Below are 15,251 nucleotides of genomic sequence, written 5' to 3'. Positions count from 1 at the left end.
CTGGATTGCTTCGCTACGCTCGCAATGACGAAAGAGGTGAGAAGAGGAGAGCTTACCGATACGCGATCTTCGCGGGCAGGCTCAGCCGGATCGAGGTGCCCTGCCCCGCCGCATTGGCGATCGCGAAGGCACCGCCCAGCCGCTCGATCCGCTCGCGCATGCCGGTGAGGCCGAAGTGTCCCTCGCGCCCACCGGCCGCGCGGACGTCTTCGGGCAGGCCGACGCCGTCGTCCACCACCCGCAGCGAAAGCCGGTCGCGGCCGTGGTGGACCTCCACCCGCACCATGCCCGCCCGGGCATGCTTGACCGCGTTGGCCAGCGCCTCGCCCACCGCGAGTTCCAGCTCCTCGGCGACCGGAGCGCCGACCAGCCGCTCGGGGCCGTCGACCTTGACCTCCCACGGCAGGGTATCGCCCACCACGCGCGCGGCGCAGGCGCGGAGAGTCTCGGCGATGCACTTGGGCTCGGCATCCTCGCGCAGGCCCCGCACGCGCTCGCGGCCGTGGAGCAGGACGTCGTCGGCGCGCTCCAGCGCTTCCTCGATGGCGGTGTGGGCGGGGGTTCCCGGCGTGGTCAGGTGCAGCACCGTCTGGAAGCGCAGCATCAGGCCCTGGAAGCCCTGAAGCAGTGTATCGTGCAGGTCCTGCGCGATGCGCTCGCGTTCGGCGACGCGTTCCTCGATGCGGTCGCGCCTTCTCGCGGCTGACGCGGTTGTCGCCGCGATAGAGCGAGAGGCTGCCCACGGTGCGCCCGGTGACGAGCCACGAGAGCGAGACCCACGGGTTGTAGCTGGCGACGCGGGTGGCGTCGGTGCCCGCGCCCACCGGAATCCCGGCGGCGATCATGCGGGCGATCGGCGGGGTGCGCTCGGCCGCCTTGGCGCCGTAGCGTTCGACGAAGTATTCGCCCTGATAGGCCATCCGGTGCTGCACGGCGATCCCGCCGCCCAGCGCGGCGATGCGGTCGATGTTGCGGTCGCTGATGGTCTCGGCGTGGTCGAAGAACCAGTTGATGCCCTGCAGCGGGATATCGGCGTTGACCTTCTCGTAGACATCCAGCGCGCGGCCGATCGTCTCGTCGTAGGTGGCGTGGAGGCGCCAGGGCCAGCGGTTTTCCGCCAGCAGGCGAATGACGGGTTCGAGGTCGCCCTCCATGCTCGGTGCCATGTCGGGCCGGGGCTGGCGGAAGTCCTCGAAGTCGGCGGCGGAATAGACGAGCATCTCGCCCGCGCCGTTGTGGCGATAGGTGTCGTCGCCCTGGCCCGGCGTGACCTGCTTGGCCCACCCGGCGAAGTCGGCGAGTTCCTCCTTCGGTTTCTGGGTGAACAGGTTGTAGCTGATGCGGACGGTCAACTGGTCGTCCTGATGCAGCTTCTCGATGATGTCGTAGTCGTCGGGATAGTTCTGGAAGCCGCCGCCTGCGTCGATCACGCCGGTGACGCCCAGCGCGTTGACCTCGCGCATGAAGTGGCGGGTGGAATTGAGCTGGTACTCGGGCGGCAGCTTCGGCCCCTTGGCCAGCGTCGAATAGAGGATCGTCGCGTTGGGCTGGGCCAGCAGCAGGCCGGTGGGATTGCCCTGGCTGTCGCGCATGATCTCGCCGCCCGGCGGGTTGGGCGTGTCCTTGGTGTAGCCCACCACGCGAAGGGCAGCGGCGTTGAGCAGCGCGCGATCGTAGAGGTGGAGGATGAACACCGGCGTATCGGGGGCGACGGCGTTGAGTTCCTGGATCGTGGGCAGGCGCTTTTCGGCGAACTGGTGCTCGGTGAAGCCGCCGACCACGCGCACCCACTGCGGGGCGGGGGTGTTGTCGACCTGTTTCTTGAGCATCGCCATCGCTTCGGACAGGCTGGTCACGCCGTCCCAGCGCAGCTCCATGTTGAAGTTCAGGCCGCCGCGGATGATGTGCATGTGGCTGTCGATCAGGCCGGGGATCAGGCGGTGGCCCTTCGCGTCGATCACGGTGGCTTCGGGCGCAGCAGCGCGCACTTCGGCCTCGCTGCCGACGGCGAGGAACTTGCCATCGCGGATCGCCACGGCCTGTCCTTCCGGGTTCTCACGGTCGAGGGTGGTCACCTTGGCGTTGATGATGATCGTGTCGGTCATGCTCGTATCCTTGGTTCGACCCGCTCGGGCCGCGAGAGTGGTAGGCAGGAGCGACGCGGCTGCCGCTCCCAGAAGCGTGTGGCGGCGCGAGATCATGCGTCGTGCTTATCGGCGTCGCCCGGCAGGCGGCCGAGGACGTGATCGCGGCACTCGGTCATGACGAACTGCGCGACGTTGTTTCTCGTCACGAACCGGCTCGCCAGCGGCACGATCTGCTCGCCGAGCAGGATGCCCAGCAGGCCGACCAGCGCGATCATCGGCGGCGCGGGCGAACGGACGCCGAGGAGACTGTAGACGACGCCCACCAGCAACCCGGCGGCGATGGAGAGAAAGTAGGCTTTCATCGGGAGTCTCCTCGGACGTTCGTTGTCGCTCCCCCTCCTTTTTCCGTCATCCTGAACTTGTTTCAGGATCCATCGTGCGGTTTGGACCGGACGTTGGTGTCACAAGCGGCGACCTCGGCTTGCTGTTTCACAGCGCGGCGTTGGCGGCTTGATGGACCCTGAAACAAGTTCAGGGTGACGGGGTGGGAGGAGGAACGGTTGGATTGGCGGATCAGCCCTGCACGAAGGCGAGCAGATCGGGGTTGATGGTCTCGGCGTTCACCGTGAGCATGCCGTGCGAGAAGCCCTCGTAGATCTTGAGCGTCGCATTCGGCAGGATCTCGGCCTGCAGCACACCGGCGTTCCTGTAGGGCACGACCTGATCGTCATCGCCGTGCAGGACGAGGGTGGGGACGGTGATCGCCTTCAGGTCTTCGGTCTGGTCGGTTTCGGAGAAGGCCTTGATGCCGTCGTAATGGGCCTTGGCGCTGCCCATCATGCCCTGGCGCCACCAGTTGTCGATGACGGCTTCCTTCACGTCGGCGCCTTCGCGGTTGAAGCCGTAGAAGGGGCCTGCGGCGACATCGCGGAAGAACTGAGCGCGATTGGCGGCAAGGCCGGCGCGCAACCCGTCGAACACCTCGATCGGCAACCCGCCCGGATACGCTTCGGTCTTGAGCATGATCGGCGGCACGGCGCTGACCAGTACGGCCTTGGCGACGCGGCCCTGCGGGATGCCGTAGCGCGCGACGTAAGCGGCCACTTCACCGCCGCCGGTCGAGTGACCGATGTGGACGGCATTGCGAAGGTCGAGGTGCTCCATCACCGCTGCGGCGTCGGCAGCGTAGTGGTCCATGTCGTGACCCTCGCTGACTTGCGCGGAGCGGCCGTGGCCGCGGCGATCGTGGGCGACGACGCGGAAGCCCTTGCTCAGGAAATACAGCATCTGCGCGTCCCAGTCGTCCGACGAGAGCGGCCAGCCGTGGTGGAAGACGATGGGCTGCGCGTCCTTCGCACCCCAGTCCTTGTAGAAGATCTCGACGCCGTCAGAGGTGGTTACATAGGCCATGATGCTGATCCTTCGAGTGAGAGTTGGGCTTTGTACTGCGGGGGCTTCGACAAGCTCAGCCTGACCCTTCGACAAGCTCAGGGTGAGCGGAGGTAGCGCCAGAACATCTAATTCCGCTCAGGCTGAGCTTGTCGAAGCCCCCTCGCAAGGGGGGGTGGAACCGGCGGCCCGATGAGGGTCGGGGGGGGGGGAGAGGAACCGCCGGCTCCGAACTCAGATCAGTGACCGCCTTCGGACGCGCCGAACATGGTCTTGGCGTACTTGATGCCCAGGCCGTAAGCGCCGCCCCAGACCTTCGCGATGCCGGTGGTGCTGTCGTAGGTCTCGGTACGCGCCCAGTCGCGCTGCAGTTCGAGCAGGTACTGCAGCGAGGTCATCGGCACGGCACCAAGCTGGATCATGCGGGCCACGGCGCGCTCATGCGCTTCTTCCGAGATGTCGCCGCAGGCGTCGGTGATGACGTAGGCCTCGAAACCCTGCTCGATCGCCGATGCCACCGGGCCGACGATGCATACCGAGGTCCAGAGCCCTGCGAAGACGATGCGCTGCTTGCCGATGCGGTTGATCTCGCAGATCACGGCTTCGTCTTCCCAGGTGTTCATGCTGGTGCGGTCGAGCAGTTCCTGGCCGGGGAAGGCGTCGGTGATCTCGTCGAACATCGGGCCGGAGAAGCTCTTTTCGGCGACGGTGGTGAGGATGGTGGGAACGTTGAACGACTTGGCCCCGCGCGAGATCAGCGCCGCGTTGTTGCGCAGCAGTTCGGGCGCGATCGACTTGGTCGCGAAGCTCATCTGCGACTGGAAATCGATCAGGACGAGCGCGTGATTGTCAGGCGAGATCAGGGACTTGCCCGGAGTTGCAGTGGCGGTGAGCGTCATTGGAAATTCCTCCTGTTGCGTGAGCGTCGTGGCCCGGTGAGACGTTTCTGACCCATCACCAGGCTTCTAAAAAGATGGATAAAACACGTTATAAAGTTCGATAAATTCGAACATTGCGACGGGCCAGCCAGCCGCTGTCGCACGTCGATATGGCCGCGCCGCGACCCGATTCGGTATCACACGATCGTATGGCCAACCTTTGGTATGGGACTCCGCACGGCATCCGGTTGACATCCTGTCTCGACTGCTAGATATTTCTGTCATGACAGAAATTTCCAACGAGTCGGACAAGCTTCCTCCTGCCGTCGAGCAGTTCGTGCTGCGCTGGGGCGACATGGGCGGGCAATGGGGGGTCAATCGCTCGGTGGCGCAGATCCAGGCGCTGCTGCTGCTGTCGGACCGCCCGCTGACGGCGGAGGACATCGCCGACAAGCTGGGCATGGCGCGCTCCAACGTCTCCAACAGCCTGCGCGAACTGCTTGCCTGGAAGCTGGCGCGCCGGGTGCCGGTGCTGGGTGACCGGCGCGACCATTACGAGGGCGAGACCGACTTGTGGCAGATGGCCACCAAGGTCGCGCAAGGGCGCAAGGAACGCGAGATCGACCCGATGGTCGCCGCCATCCGCGCGGCGATGGAGCATGCCGACGATCCACGCATCAGCCCCGCCGTGCGCGAGCGACTGCACGGGATGCACGATTTCATGAACACCGTGGAGAACTGGTACCGGCAGATGCTCAGCGTCCCGCCGGCGCAGATCATGACGCTGATCCGCATGGGCTCCAAGGTCGTCGGCCTGCTCAGGTTCGTCGGCCGGAAGGGAGGCGGGAAGGAGGCCGAATAGCCTTCTTTTTCGCCTCATGTTTTCTCTCTTAACAGAAACAACTGAATTGATTGGAGGGCGGGAAGATGACCAGCACAGCAACGCTCCGCCGCGCCGCCGGCGCTCCGATGACCCGTCCCTGCGGCGGGTACCTCGACGACATGCGCTTTCGGGCGCTGCTGGGGGCGGCGGCGTGGGAGCGGTTGCCGGCGGCGGTGCGCGCGCGCTTCGCCAAGCGGCTGCTGCCGGGGCGCTCGGTCAGCTATGCCGGGCAAGTGGTGACCTGCACGATGCGGCCGGTCGGCTGGCTGCTGGCGCAGGGCTGCCGCCTGATCGGCTCGCCGCTGCCGCTCGGGCGCGACGCGGGGGTGGCGGCGGTCGTCACCGTGACCGAGGACGGCGCGAGCGGCGGGCAGGTCTGGACCCGCATGTACGCCCGCCCGCGCGGCTTTCCGCAAGTGATCCACAGCGCCAAGCGCTTCGCCGGGCCGACCGGGCTGGAGGAATACCTCGGCGCGGGCTTCGGCATCGCCCTGGCCGTGGAGGCGTGCGAGCGCGGCATCCGCTTCCGCAGCGACCACTACTTCCTGGCGATCGGCCCCGTTCGCCTGCGCCTGCCGCGCTGGCTGGCGCCGGGAGCGCTCAGCATCGACCACCAGGACCGGGGCGAGGGCGCCTTCGCCTTCACCCTGTCGCTGCGCCACCGCCTGCTTGGCGAGATCATCCGGCAGGTGGGCCATTTCCATGACCAGCCCGCCCTGAGGGAGGAAGCAGAATGACGATGCCGAACGTGATTTCGACACCGCTCTGGATCGCCGTCGCCGTCCAGATGATGATGGGGGCCTTCGACACCTTCTACCATCACGAAGGGACCGAGCGTCTGGCCTGGCGTCCCGGACAGACGGTGGAACTGCGCCTCCACGGCGTGCGCAACCTCGTCTACGCAGTGGTGTTCGCCGCACTGGGGTGGAGCGCGCCGCAAGGCGGCTGGGCCATGGCGCTGCTCGCGCTGCTGGCAGGCGAACTGGTCATCACCCTGTGGGACTTCGTCGAGGAGGACCGCACCCGCCACCTGCCTGCCACCGAGCGGGTCACGCATACGCTGCTGACGCTGAACTACGGCGTGATCCTGGCGCTGCTGGTGCCGCTGCTGATCGACTGGGCGGCACGGCCGGCCGCGCTGGTGCCGGTGCGTTACGGCGTCATGAGCTGGGCCTGCGCGCTCGCCGCGTTCGGCGTGACCCTTTCGGGGCTGCGCGACCTGGCGGCGGCGCGGCGCTGCCCGCGCCTGGTGCCCGCCCCGGCGGCGGCGCTGGCGCAGGCGCTGGAGGGGTGCCGGACGGTGCTGGTCACCGGGGGCACCGGTTTCGTCGGCCGCCGCCTGGTCGAGGCGCTGGCGCAGGCGGGCCACCGGGTCATCGTGCTCAGCCGCGATCCTGGCCGCGCCGCCGGGCTGCTGCAGGCCGCCGGGCCGATGCGGATGCCGGTGCAGGTGGTCGCCAGCCTCGACGACATCGCGGCGCAGGCGCGGATCGACGCGGTGGTCAACCTGGCGGGGGAGCCGATCTCCGACAGCCCCTGGACCCGCGCCAAGCGCATCCGCATCGTGCGCTCGCGGCTGGCCGTGACGCGCGGGGTGGTGCGGCTGATCGCGCGGCTGGAACGGCGCCCGGAAGTGCTCGTCAGCGGCTCGGCGGTGGGCATCTACGGGCTGCGCGGCGACGAGGTGCTGGGCGAGCGGGATGGCGGCACCCCCTGCTTCTCGCGCCGGGTCTGCGCAAGCTGGGAGCGCGCCGCGCTGCGGGCCGAGGCGCTGGGGGTACGGACGGTGCGGCTGCGCACCGGGCTCGTCCTCGACGGCAGCGGCGGCATGCTGGCGCGCATGCTGGCGCCGTTCGAGCACGGCCTGGGCGGACGCTTCGGCGACGGGCGGCAGTGGATGAGCTGGATCCATCGCGACGACCTGGTGCGCCTGATCGTCCACGCCATCGCCCGGCCGGCCTTGCGCGGCGCGCTCAACGCCGCCGCGCCGGAGCCGGTGACCAACCGGGCCTTCACCGCAACGCTGGCGCGGGTGCTGCGCCGCCCGGCACTGCTGCCGGTGCCGGCCTGGCCGCTGCGCCTGCTGCTGGGCGCCTTCGCCGAGGAACTGCTGCTGAGCGGGCAGCGGGTCATGCCCGAGGCGGCGCTGGCCGACGGTTTCCGGTTCCGTCATCCCCGGCTGGAGGATGCGCTCGCCGCGATCGCGGGGGCTAGTCGCAATCCGGTCGTGATAATGCCATCGAACCGACGCCAAACTTGCGTTTTCGCGTCATGAATCGTCCCTAGCAATCGCTCCCGACTATAACAGGGGCGACTACCATGACCGAGATGAATCCTGCCACCGTCTATTCGGACGGTGACACCGATACCAATGACACCCGCCAGCGCTCGCTCGAGAGCATGGCCGCCGAGCGCTACTCGCGCCGCCAGGCCCTGTACCGGGGCGCGGGTGCCACGACGATGGCCTTCATGGGCACCAGCCTGCTGGCCGCCTGCGGCGAGGATGACGGCGCCACCTTCGGCAGCGGCATCACCGTCTCGGCGGGCAGCAACGTCGCCACCAGCGCCGGCCGCGTGGTCACGCTGAACGGCACCGTGGAGGGCAACGCCAGCACCACCACCGCCCCCGCCTGGGTGCAGAAAAGCGGCCCCACCGTCGCACTGACCGGCAGCGGCACCACCGTCTCGTTCATCGCCCCGGCCGTCGCGGCGGCCACCGACCTGATCTTCCAGTTCAGCGCCAAGCCGGGCTTCGGCGACATCAAGACCGCGCAGACCACCGTGCGCGTCTCGCCCGCCGTGCTCGGCTTCACCGCCGTCGCGCATAGCCTGGCCGACATCGTCGCGGTGCCCGAGGGCTACTCGGTCACGGTCATGACGCGCCTGGGCGATCCGATCGCGGCGGGCGTCTCCGCCTATGCCAACGACGGCACCGACGGTGACTTCGACAAGCGCATCGGCGACCACCACGACGCGCTGCACTTCTTCGGCCTGTCCGCCACCGGCACGCCCGACCGCGCCACCTCGACGCGCGGCCTGATGGTGCAGAACCACGAGAACATCACCCAGACCTACCTCCACGCCAGCGGCCCCAGCGCCTCGCCGCGCCCGCTCGCCGAAGCGCTCAAGGAGATCGAGTGCCACGGCGTCTCGATCGTCGAGTATGCCGATGCCGGCAGCCGCAAGTGGAGCTACGTGCAGGGCAGCAGCTTCAATCGCCGCATCACGCCCAACACGCCGATGAGCTTCCACGGCCCGGCGGCGGGCTCGGCGTTCCTGGTCACCGCCCATTCGCCCAACGGCACCGCCGGTCGCGGCACCATCAACAACTGCGCCAACGGCGTCACCGGCTGGAACACCAACCTCACCTGCGAGGAAAACTACGCCGGCTACTTCCGCCGCGACGCCGCGGACGATGCCAAGCGCACCACGGCCGAGCTGGATTCGCTCAAGCGCAACGGCATCACCAGCCGCACCGGCAACTACGGCTGGTCGACCGCCTCGAGCACCGACGACCGCTTCACCCGCTGGAACGCCACGATCACCGGCGCCAGCGCGGCGGCCGATTTCCGCTATGAGCCCAACCAGTACGGCTGGGTGGTCGAGATCGATCCGTACAGCCCTGCCTCGACCCCGCGCAAGCGCACCGCGCTGGGCCGCTTCGGCCACGAAGGCGCCTTCGTGCGCGTCGCCACCGGCCAGAAGCTGGGCGTCTACATGGGCGACGATTCGCGCGGCGAGTACCTCTACAAGTTCGTCTCGACCGAGACCTGGGCCGCGGCCGACGCCGATGCCTCGGACCGTCTCGCGGTGGGCGACAAGTACCTCGACGCCGGCACGCTCTACGTCGCGCGCTTCAACGCGGACGGCACCGGCGCCTGGCTGCCGCTGGTCTATGGCTCGGTGCCCAAGCGCCCGGCGAGCGGCGGCTATTCGGAGTACACCTTCGCCAGCCAGGCCGACATCTGCGTCAACACCCGCTTCGCCGCCGACGCGGTGGGCGCGACGCCGATGGACCGCCCGGAATGGACGGTGGGCAACCCGGTCACCGGCGAAATCTACCTGACGCTGACCAACTCGGACAATACCAACCGTCCCTACAACGGCACCAACGCCGCCAACCCGCGCTCGTACAACGACCCCAAGGGCGCCTCGAACACGGCGCAGCTCGGCAACCCGAACGGGCACATCGTGCGCCTGCGCGAAGACGGCGACACCACCAGCGCAACGACCTTCAAGTGGGACATCTACCTGTTCGGCGCCGACGCGACCGATGCCGATCCCACCAACGTCAACGTCTCGGGCCTGACCGTCGCCAACGACTTCTCCAGCCCGGACGGTCTCAACTTCTCGCGCGCCACCAACCCCTCGGGCCAGATCAACCCGCTGCTGTGGATCGAGACCGATGACGGAGCCCTGACCGACCGCACCAACTGCATGCTGCTCGCCGCGATCCCGGGCCATGTGGGAGACGGCGGCAAGGTGACGATCACCAACACCAACGGCGGCACCGCCACGCAGGACACGTACGTCGGCGCCAAGGCGACCGCCGCCAACCTGCGCCGCTTCCTGGTCGGCCCGCAGCAGTGCGAGATCACCGGCATCGACCAGACACCGGACGGCCGCACCCTGTTCGTGGGCATCCAGCATCCGGGCGAGAACGGCACCTATGCCGCGCCGGGCAGCCACTGGCCCTACACGCAGGACGGCAGCACCCCGGCGGCCACCGTGCGTCCGCGCTCGGCGCTGATCGCGATCACCAAGAACGATGGCGGCGTGATCGGCCTCTGATCGAAGCTCCTTCGGGAGAATGCCCCAAGGAGAATGCAGGGGGAGGGGGCGCCGGCGGGCGCCTCCTCCCTTGGCGTTTGTGGGGAGGTAATTCCTCCCCGAACGGGGAGGGGGACCACCCGCAGGGTGGTGGAGGGGCACGCGCGGCATCACCGACCCTCGCCGCGCGCGCGATTGAGACGCGCTGCCCTTCGAGGTTCGGCGATCCCGCCTGTGCCCCTCCACCATGCTTCGCATGGTCCCCCTCCCCCGCAGGGGGAGGAATTTTCAGAACCGGTCGGCGTTCATCACTTTCGCCCACGCCGCCACGAAATCGTCCGCGAACTTCTGCTTCGCATCGTCCGAGGCGTAGACTTCCGACACCGCCCGCAGTTCCGAATTCGACCCGAACGCCAGGTCCACCGGGCTCGCGGTCCAGCGCAGCTTGCCGGTCTTGCGGTCCTTGCCGTCATAGAGCCCCGGCGCCGCGCTCTTCGACCAGACGGTGTCCATCGACAGCAGGTTGACGAAGAAGGCATTGTCGAGACTGCCCGGCGTCGCGGTGAAGACGCCCGCGCTCGACTTGCCCGCATTGGCGCCCAGCGCCCGCATGCCGCCCACCAGCACCGTCATCTCCGGCACCGTCAGGTTCAGGGCGTCGGCCTTGTCGACCAGCGCGGCGGCCGGGTCGAGCCGGTAGTCGGCCGTGTAGAAGTTGCGGAAACCGTCGGCCTTGGGTTCGAGGTATGCGAAGGAGGCCACGTCGGTCTGGTCCTGCGCCGCATCGACGCGGCCCGGCGCGAAGGGCACCTTCACGGGATAGCCCGCCTTGCTCGCCGCCTGTTCGACCCCGGCATTGCCCGCCAGCACGATGAGGTCGGCCATCGACACCGCTTTTCCGGACTTCGCGAAGTCGGCCTGCACCGCCGTCAGCTTCGCCAGCACCTTGGCCAGTTCGGCCGGATCGTTGACCGCCCAGCCGCGCTGCGGGTCCAGCCGCAGGCGCGCGCCATTGGCGCCGCCGCGCATGTCGGTGCCCCGGAAGGTCGAAGCCGAGGCCCAGGCCGTGCGCACCAGTTCGGGCGTCGTCAGGCCGGAGGCGAGCACCTTGGCTTTCAGCGCGCTCTGGTCCGCCTCGCCCAGGGGTGCGAAACTCGCCTGCGGCAGCGGGTCCTGCCACGAGAACGTCTGGTTCGGAACGTCCTTGCCCAGATAGCGCGCCTGCGGGCCAAGGTCGCGGTGGGTCAGCTTGAACCACGCGCGGGCGAAGGCCTGCGCGAATTCCTCGGGGTTCTCGTGCCAGCGCTGCGCGATCTTGAGGAATTCGGGGTCCTGCTTGATCGCGATGTCGGTGGTGAACATGATCGGCGCGTGGGTCTTGCCCTTGATGTGCGCGTCGGGGACCATGTTGGCGGCCGCCGGGTCGGTGGGAATCCATTGTGTCGCGCCCGCCGGGCTCTTGGTCTTCACCCACTCCATGCCGAGCAGGTTGTCGAGGTACTGCGAGGTGAACTTGATCGGGTTCGCCGACCATGCCCCTTCGAGGCCGCTGGTGATGGCATCCTCGGCATTGCCCTTGCCGCACGTGTTCTCCCAGCCGAGGCCCTGCTTCTCGGTTCCGGCGGCGGAGGGATCGGCGCCCATGCACTTGTTCGGGTCATGCGCGCCGTGCGCCTTGCCGAAGGTGTGGCCGCCCGCGATCAGAGCCAGCGTCTCCTCGTCGTTCATCGCCATGTTGCCGAAGGCGCGGCGGATGTCGGCGGCGGCGGAGATCGGATCGTGGTTGCCGTTCGGGCCTTCCGGGTTGACGTAGATGAGGCCCATCTGCGTCGCGGCGAGCGGACCCTTGAGGTTGCCCTTCGCGTCGCGGCGCTTGTCGGTCATCATCTTGGTTTCCGGCCCCCAGAACACCAGGTCCGGCTGCCAGGCGTCGACGCGGCCGCCCGCGAAGCCGATGGTCTTGAAGCCCATGTCCTCCAGCGCGACGTTGCCGGTCAGCACCATGAGGTCGCCCCATGACAGCTTGCGGCCGTACTTCTGCTTGATCGGCCAGACGAGGCGGCGGGCCTTGTCGAGACTGACGTTGTCGGGCCACGAATTCAGCGGCTCGAAGCGTTGTTCGCCGCCGTCCGAACCGCCGCGCCCGTCGCCGACGCGGTAGGTGCCTGCGCTGTGCCAGGCCATGCGGATGAAGAACGGGCCGTAGTGTCCGTAGTCGGCGGGCCACCACGATTGCGAGGTGGTCAGCACCTTGCGGATGTCCGCCTTGACCGCGTCGAGGTCGAGCGTGGCGAACTCCTTCGCATAGTCGTAATCGGCGCCGTAGGGGTTGGACTGCGCCTCGTGCTGGCGCAGCGCGGCGAGGTCGAGGGTGCTGGGCCACCAGTCCTTGTTGGACATGCCGCCGGGCTTGGTGCCGGCGGGAGGGGCGGGCTGTTCGGTGACCGTCTCCGCCTCGGTAGCGGCCTTGTTCGGCTTGGCCTGTTCAGCGGCCGACGCGGGCGCTGCGAGCGCGCAGCACGCGGCGCCGAGCATCAGCGCGAGCATGCGGTTTCCAGGGGTGTTCATGGCCTCTCTCCTCCTGTTGCTTTGGCCCTTGCAAGGGCGGCCAGAGGGTACGCCCCGAGGGACGGGACCGTTAGTGCGCTTCGTCGATGAGAGTGATCGGGCAGGGCGATCAAAATCGAAAGGTTAAGCGAGCCGCGCGATTTGTTGCCGCTCCATCGCCGGGGCGTTGCGCGCGGGCGGCTCTGGAAACGGGAGGCGAGCTGGCCTAATAGACAATCCTGTTGAATAGCGCGCATGGGAGAGACCGCGTGACCGAACCGGAGGCTTACGAGCCCAGCCGTCTGACCGCAGCGGACATGGACGCCGAAGTGCTCGCCACTTATCCGACCGAGGCGTTTCTCTCGAAGGACTACCTCGCCGCGGAGAAGCGGCTGCTGTGGCCCAAGGTCTGGCAGATGGTCGAGCGCGAGAGCGACCTGCCGAACCCCGGCGACTGGCTGACTTACGACGTCGCCGACGAATCCGTGATCGTGCTGCGCAAGGACGACGGTTCGCTCAAAGCGTTCCACAACGTCTGCCCGCACCGGGGACGCCAGCTCGTCTCGGTGCCGGACATGCTGCCGGAGAAGGTCCATGACGTGCGCGGGAGCAACCGGCGCAACTTCATCTGCGGCTTCCACGGCTGGACCTTCGATCTGGAGGGGCAGAACACCTACATCCTCGACCCGCAGGACTGGCAGAACAAGCTGACGCCCGAGATGACCTGCCTGTCGCCGGTCCAGGTCGATACCTGGGGCGGCTACATCTACATCACCATGGACCCCGACGCCGTGCCGCTGGCCGAGTGGATGGGCCGTGCGGGAGAAATCCTCTCGCACTTTCAGCTGGAGAAGATGCACTACAAGTGGCGCCAGTGGGCGATCTACGACTGCAACTGGAAGACCGCGATCGAGGCGTTCCTCGAACCCTACCACGTCGCGGGCACGCATACGCAGCTGCTGGCCTATGGCGATTACTACGCGCTGAGCCGCCAGTACGGGCTGCACTCGGTCTCCAGCTACGACACGCGCGATGCCAAGTTCGAGATGAGCGAGAGCGCCGGCACCACCCGCGCCGGCAAGGGCGACGACCCGCGCGTTTCCACCTACGAGCTGATCCGCGAGAACTACGAGACGGTGAACTATTCCGCCTCCACCGAGACGCTGGTGAACGCCGCCGCTCGCCTCCAGATCGAGCTTCCGGAGGACGCCACCCCGCAGGAATGCATCGCCCACTGGCTGAAATCCGCCAAGGCCGACGACGCCGCGCGCGGGGTGATCTGGCCCGAGGTTCCGCCCGAGATCAAGAAGGAAGGCGGCCTCGCCTGGGGCCTGTTCCCCAACCAGAACATCCTCCACGGCGAGACCTTCGCGCTGTGCTACCGCGTGCGCCCCTACAAGGACGATCCGGACAAGTGCGTGTTCGAAAGCTACGCCCTCGAACGCTTCCCGGAAGGGGAGGCGCCGCAGACCGAGTGGACCTATGCCGACCCCATCGGCGAGAACTGGGGATCGGTGCTGGCGCAGGACTTCTCCAACATGCAGTTCGTGCAGAAGGGCATGAAGTCCAGCGGCTTTCGCGGACCCTTGCCCAACCCGCACCAGGAGCAGAAGGTCATCAACCTCCACCGCAACCTGGCGAACTTCATGGGCGGGCGAGGGGCGCCGACCAAGCTGGACGTCTGGCCCCGGAACTGAGCTGCATACTCGGGAGTTTTACGAGGGTTAACGGGCGCGCCGTCCATTTTTGACGCGCCTCCTCGAAAGGCTCGTCCATGAACACGAAGATCCTCGCCCTGGCCCTTGCCGGTTCCACCGTGGCGCTCAGCGCCTGCGCCACGGACGGCTATGGCGGCGGCTATGGCTACAGCTCGGTCGGCTGGGGCACGCCTTATGCCTATGACGGCTATTACGACGGGTACTACGGCCCGATCCACGACGGCTACTGGGGCAGCGACGACTACTTCTACTACCGCAACAACGACCGCGACCACCGCTACCGCCGGGGCGACCGCAACCACATCATGCGCGCACCCCCTCAGGGCCAGCACAACTACCAGCCCTTCCGGGGCGAGATGCGCCCGCAGCAGGGCATGAAGATGCCGATGTGGCGCGGCGGCGGCGATCATGATGGCGGCGGGCGCGGCGACGGCCGCCGACCGGGCCGCGGCCACCGCTGAGGCGGCTCAGCCGTCCTCTTCCCGCGTGCGCCGTGCCTTGATGGTGCGGCGCAGCTGCTCCAGCTTGGCGTCGATCACCGCGCGCGTCTCCGCCACGGTGGGCATCTGCGCCTCGATGTCGCGCCGCACCCGCTCGTAGAGCGCCGAGCCCGGCCGCGCGTCCTGCGTAGGCGGCGCGGCGTAGCGCTCCGGCATGCGCTGGCGCAGCAGGAACAGCATGAGCGCGGTGTCGTGGCGGGTATAGGTGGCGACTATCTTGCCCTGGCTCGCCACCGGGCGTTCCTCGCCCAGGATCGCGCGTTCGAGCGCGCAGTCCTGCAGCCGCAGCATGCCCCGGTCGACCGCCTTGTCCCACGCGGCGCAGAACCCTTCGGCGCCCTTCATCAGCCGCAGCTGGAGACCCGCAAAAACCGGGTAATTTCTGGCGAAGCGGGCTGGTTTGATGACGTCGAGGCTTCGGGGCGCACCAAGGGCATCGTTCGGACCAATTTCCATCATGCCCGGCGTTGATTTCGCCG

11 protein-coding genes and 2 pseudogenes are annotated in these 15,251 nt (G+C 67.9%); 6 read left to right on the top strand and 7 right to left on the bottom strand.

The window, feature by feature from the left end; all coding sequences use genetic code 11:
* Window positions 1–52 precede the first annotated feature (52 nt).
* The 5 genes and pseudogenes from V2S85_RS27260 to V2S85_RS07710 all read right to left on the bottom strand — a co-directional run bounded on the left by V2S85_RS27260 (window position 53) and on the right by V2S85_RS07710 (window position 4,375).
* Entirely contained in the window at window positions 53–604 is a 552-nt protein-coding gene (locus V2S85_RS27260) for a sensor histidine kinase (RefSeq protein WP_419198177.1), read from the bottom strand.
* A gap of 85 nt (window positions 605–689) precedes the next feature.
* A pseudogene (locus V2S85_RS07725) lies at window positions 690–2,105 on the bottom strand (amidohydrolase); the annotation flags it as partial.
* A gap of 92 nt (window positions 2,106–2,197) precedes the next feature.
* Window positions 2,198–2,449: a DUF1427 family protein gene (locus V2S85_RS07720; protein ID WP_330702283.1), complete on the bottom strand. Its 252-nt coding sequence runs from the start codon at window positions 2,447–2,449 to the stop codon at window positions 2,198–2,200.
* 211 nt (window positions 2,450–2,660) lie between these two features.
* Window positions 2,661–3,497, bottom strand: a complete 837-nt coding sequence (locus V2S85_RS07715) for an alpha/beta hydrolase (protein ID WP_330702282.1) — start codon at window positions 3,495–3,497, stop codon at window positions 2,661–2,663.
* Between the two features lie 218 nt (window positions 3,498–3,715).
* On the bottom strand, window positions 3,716–4,375 hold the full coding sequence (locus tag V2S85_RS07710; protein ID WP_330702281.1) for a hydrolase: 660 nt from the start codon (window positions 4,373–4,375) through the stop codon (window positions 3,716–3,718).
* 262 nt (window positions 4,376–4,637) lie between these two features.
* Between V2S85_RS07710 and V2S85_RS07705 the strand changes: the two genes are divergently transcribed.
* From V2S85_RS07705 to V2S85_RS07690, 4 genes are all read left to right on the top strand, one after another.
* Window positions 4,638–5,216 (top strand): GbsR/MarR family transcriptional regulator, encoded by a 579-nt coding sequence (locus V2S85_RS07705; RefSeq protein ID WP_330702280.1) that lies wholly within the window; start codon window positions 4,638–4,640, stop codon window positions 5,214–5,216.
* Window positions 5,217–5,281: 65 nt separating this feature from the next.
* The gene (locus V2S85_RS07700; RefSeq protein ID WP_330702279.1) at window positions 5,282–5,974 is read left to right on the top strand and encodes a DUF4166 domain-containing protein; all 693 of its coding nucleotides are present in this window, start codon (window positions 5,282–5,284) and stop codon (window positions 5,972–5,974) included.
* On the top strand, window positions 5,971–7,512 hold the full coding sequence (locus tag V2S85_RS07695; RefSeq protein ID WP_330702278.1) for a TIGR01777 family oxidoreductase: 1,542 nt from the start codon (window positions 5,971–5,973) through the stop codon (window positions 7,510–7,512). Before V2S85_RS07700 ends, V2S85_RS07695 begins: the two co-directional genes overlap by 4 nt.
* A 44-nt stretch (window positions 7,513–7,556) precedes the next feature.
* On the top strand, window positions 7,557–10,028 hold the full coding sequence (locus V2S85_RS07690) for a PhoX family protein (RefSeq protein ID WP_330702277.1): 2,472 nt from the start codon (window positions 7,557–7,559) through the stop codon (window positions 10,026–10,028).
* A gap of 267 nt (window positions 10,029–10,295) precedes the next feature.
* Here V2S85_RS07690 and katG read toward each other — a convergent pair whose 3' ends face one another.
* On the bottom strand, window positions 10,296–12,575 hold the full coding sequence (katG, locus tag V2S85_RS07685; RefSeq protein WP_330702276.1) for a catalase/peroxidase HPI: 2,280 nt from the start codon (window positions 12,573–12,575) through the stop codon (window positions 10,296–10,298).
* A 296-nt stretch (window positions 12,576–12,871) separates the two neighbouring features.
* Here katG and V2S85_RS07680 point away from each other — a divergent pair, with 296 nt between their 5' ends.
* A complete protein-coding gene (locus V2S85_RS07680) occupies window positions 12,872–14,251 on the top strand; it encodes an aromatic ring-hydroxylating oxygenase subunit alpha (protein WP_419198176.1) in 1,380 nt (459 codons plus the stop codon).
* A 77-nt stretch (window positions 14,252–14,328) separates the two neighbouring features.
* Window positions 14,329–14,733, top strand: coding sequence for a hypothetical protein (locus tag V2S85_RS07675; RefSeq protein WP_008830404.1), 405 nt, complete (start codon window positions 14,329–14,331; stop codon window positions 14,731–14,733).
* Window positions 14,734–14,739: 6 nt separating this feature from the next.
* On the opposite strand, the pseudogene V2S85_RS07670 reads toward V2S85_RS07675, so the two are convergent.
* Window positions 14,740–15,251, bottom strand: a pseudogene (locus V2S85_RS07670) (hypothetical protein); the annotation flags it as partial.

It is taken from the genome of Novosphingobium resinovorum, from assembly GCF_036352595.1.
GTDB classification, from domain to species: Bacteria; Pseudomonadota; Alphaproteobacteria; order Sphingomonadales; family Sphingomonadaceae; genus Novosphingobium; species Novosphingobium resinovorum_B.
The sequence above is the reverse complement of the archived record's forward strand: the minus strand, read 5'-3'. Positions and strand labels throughout refer to the sequence as shown.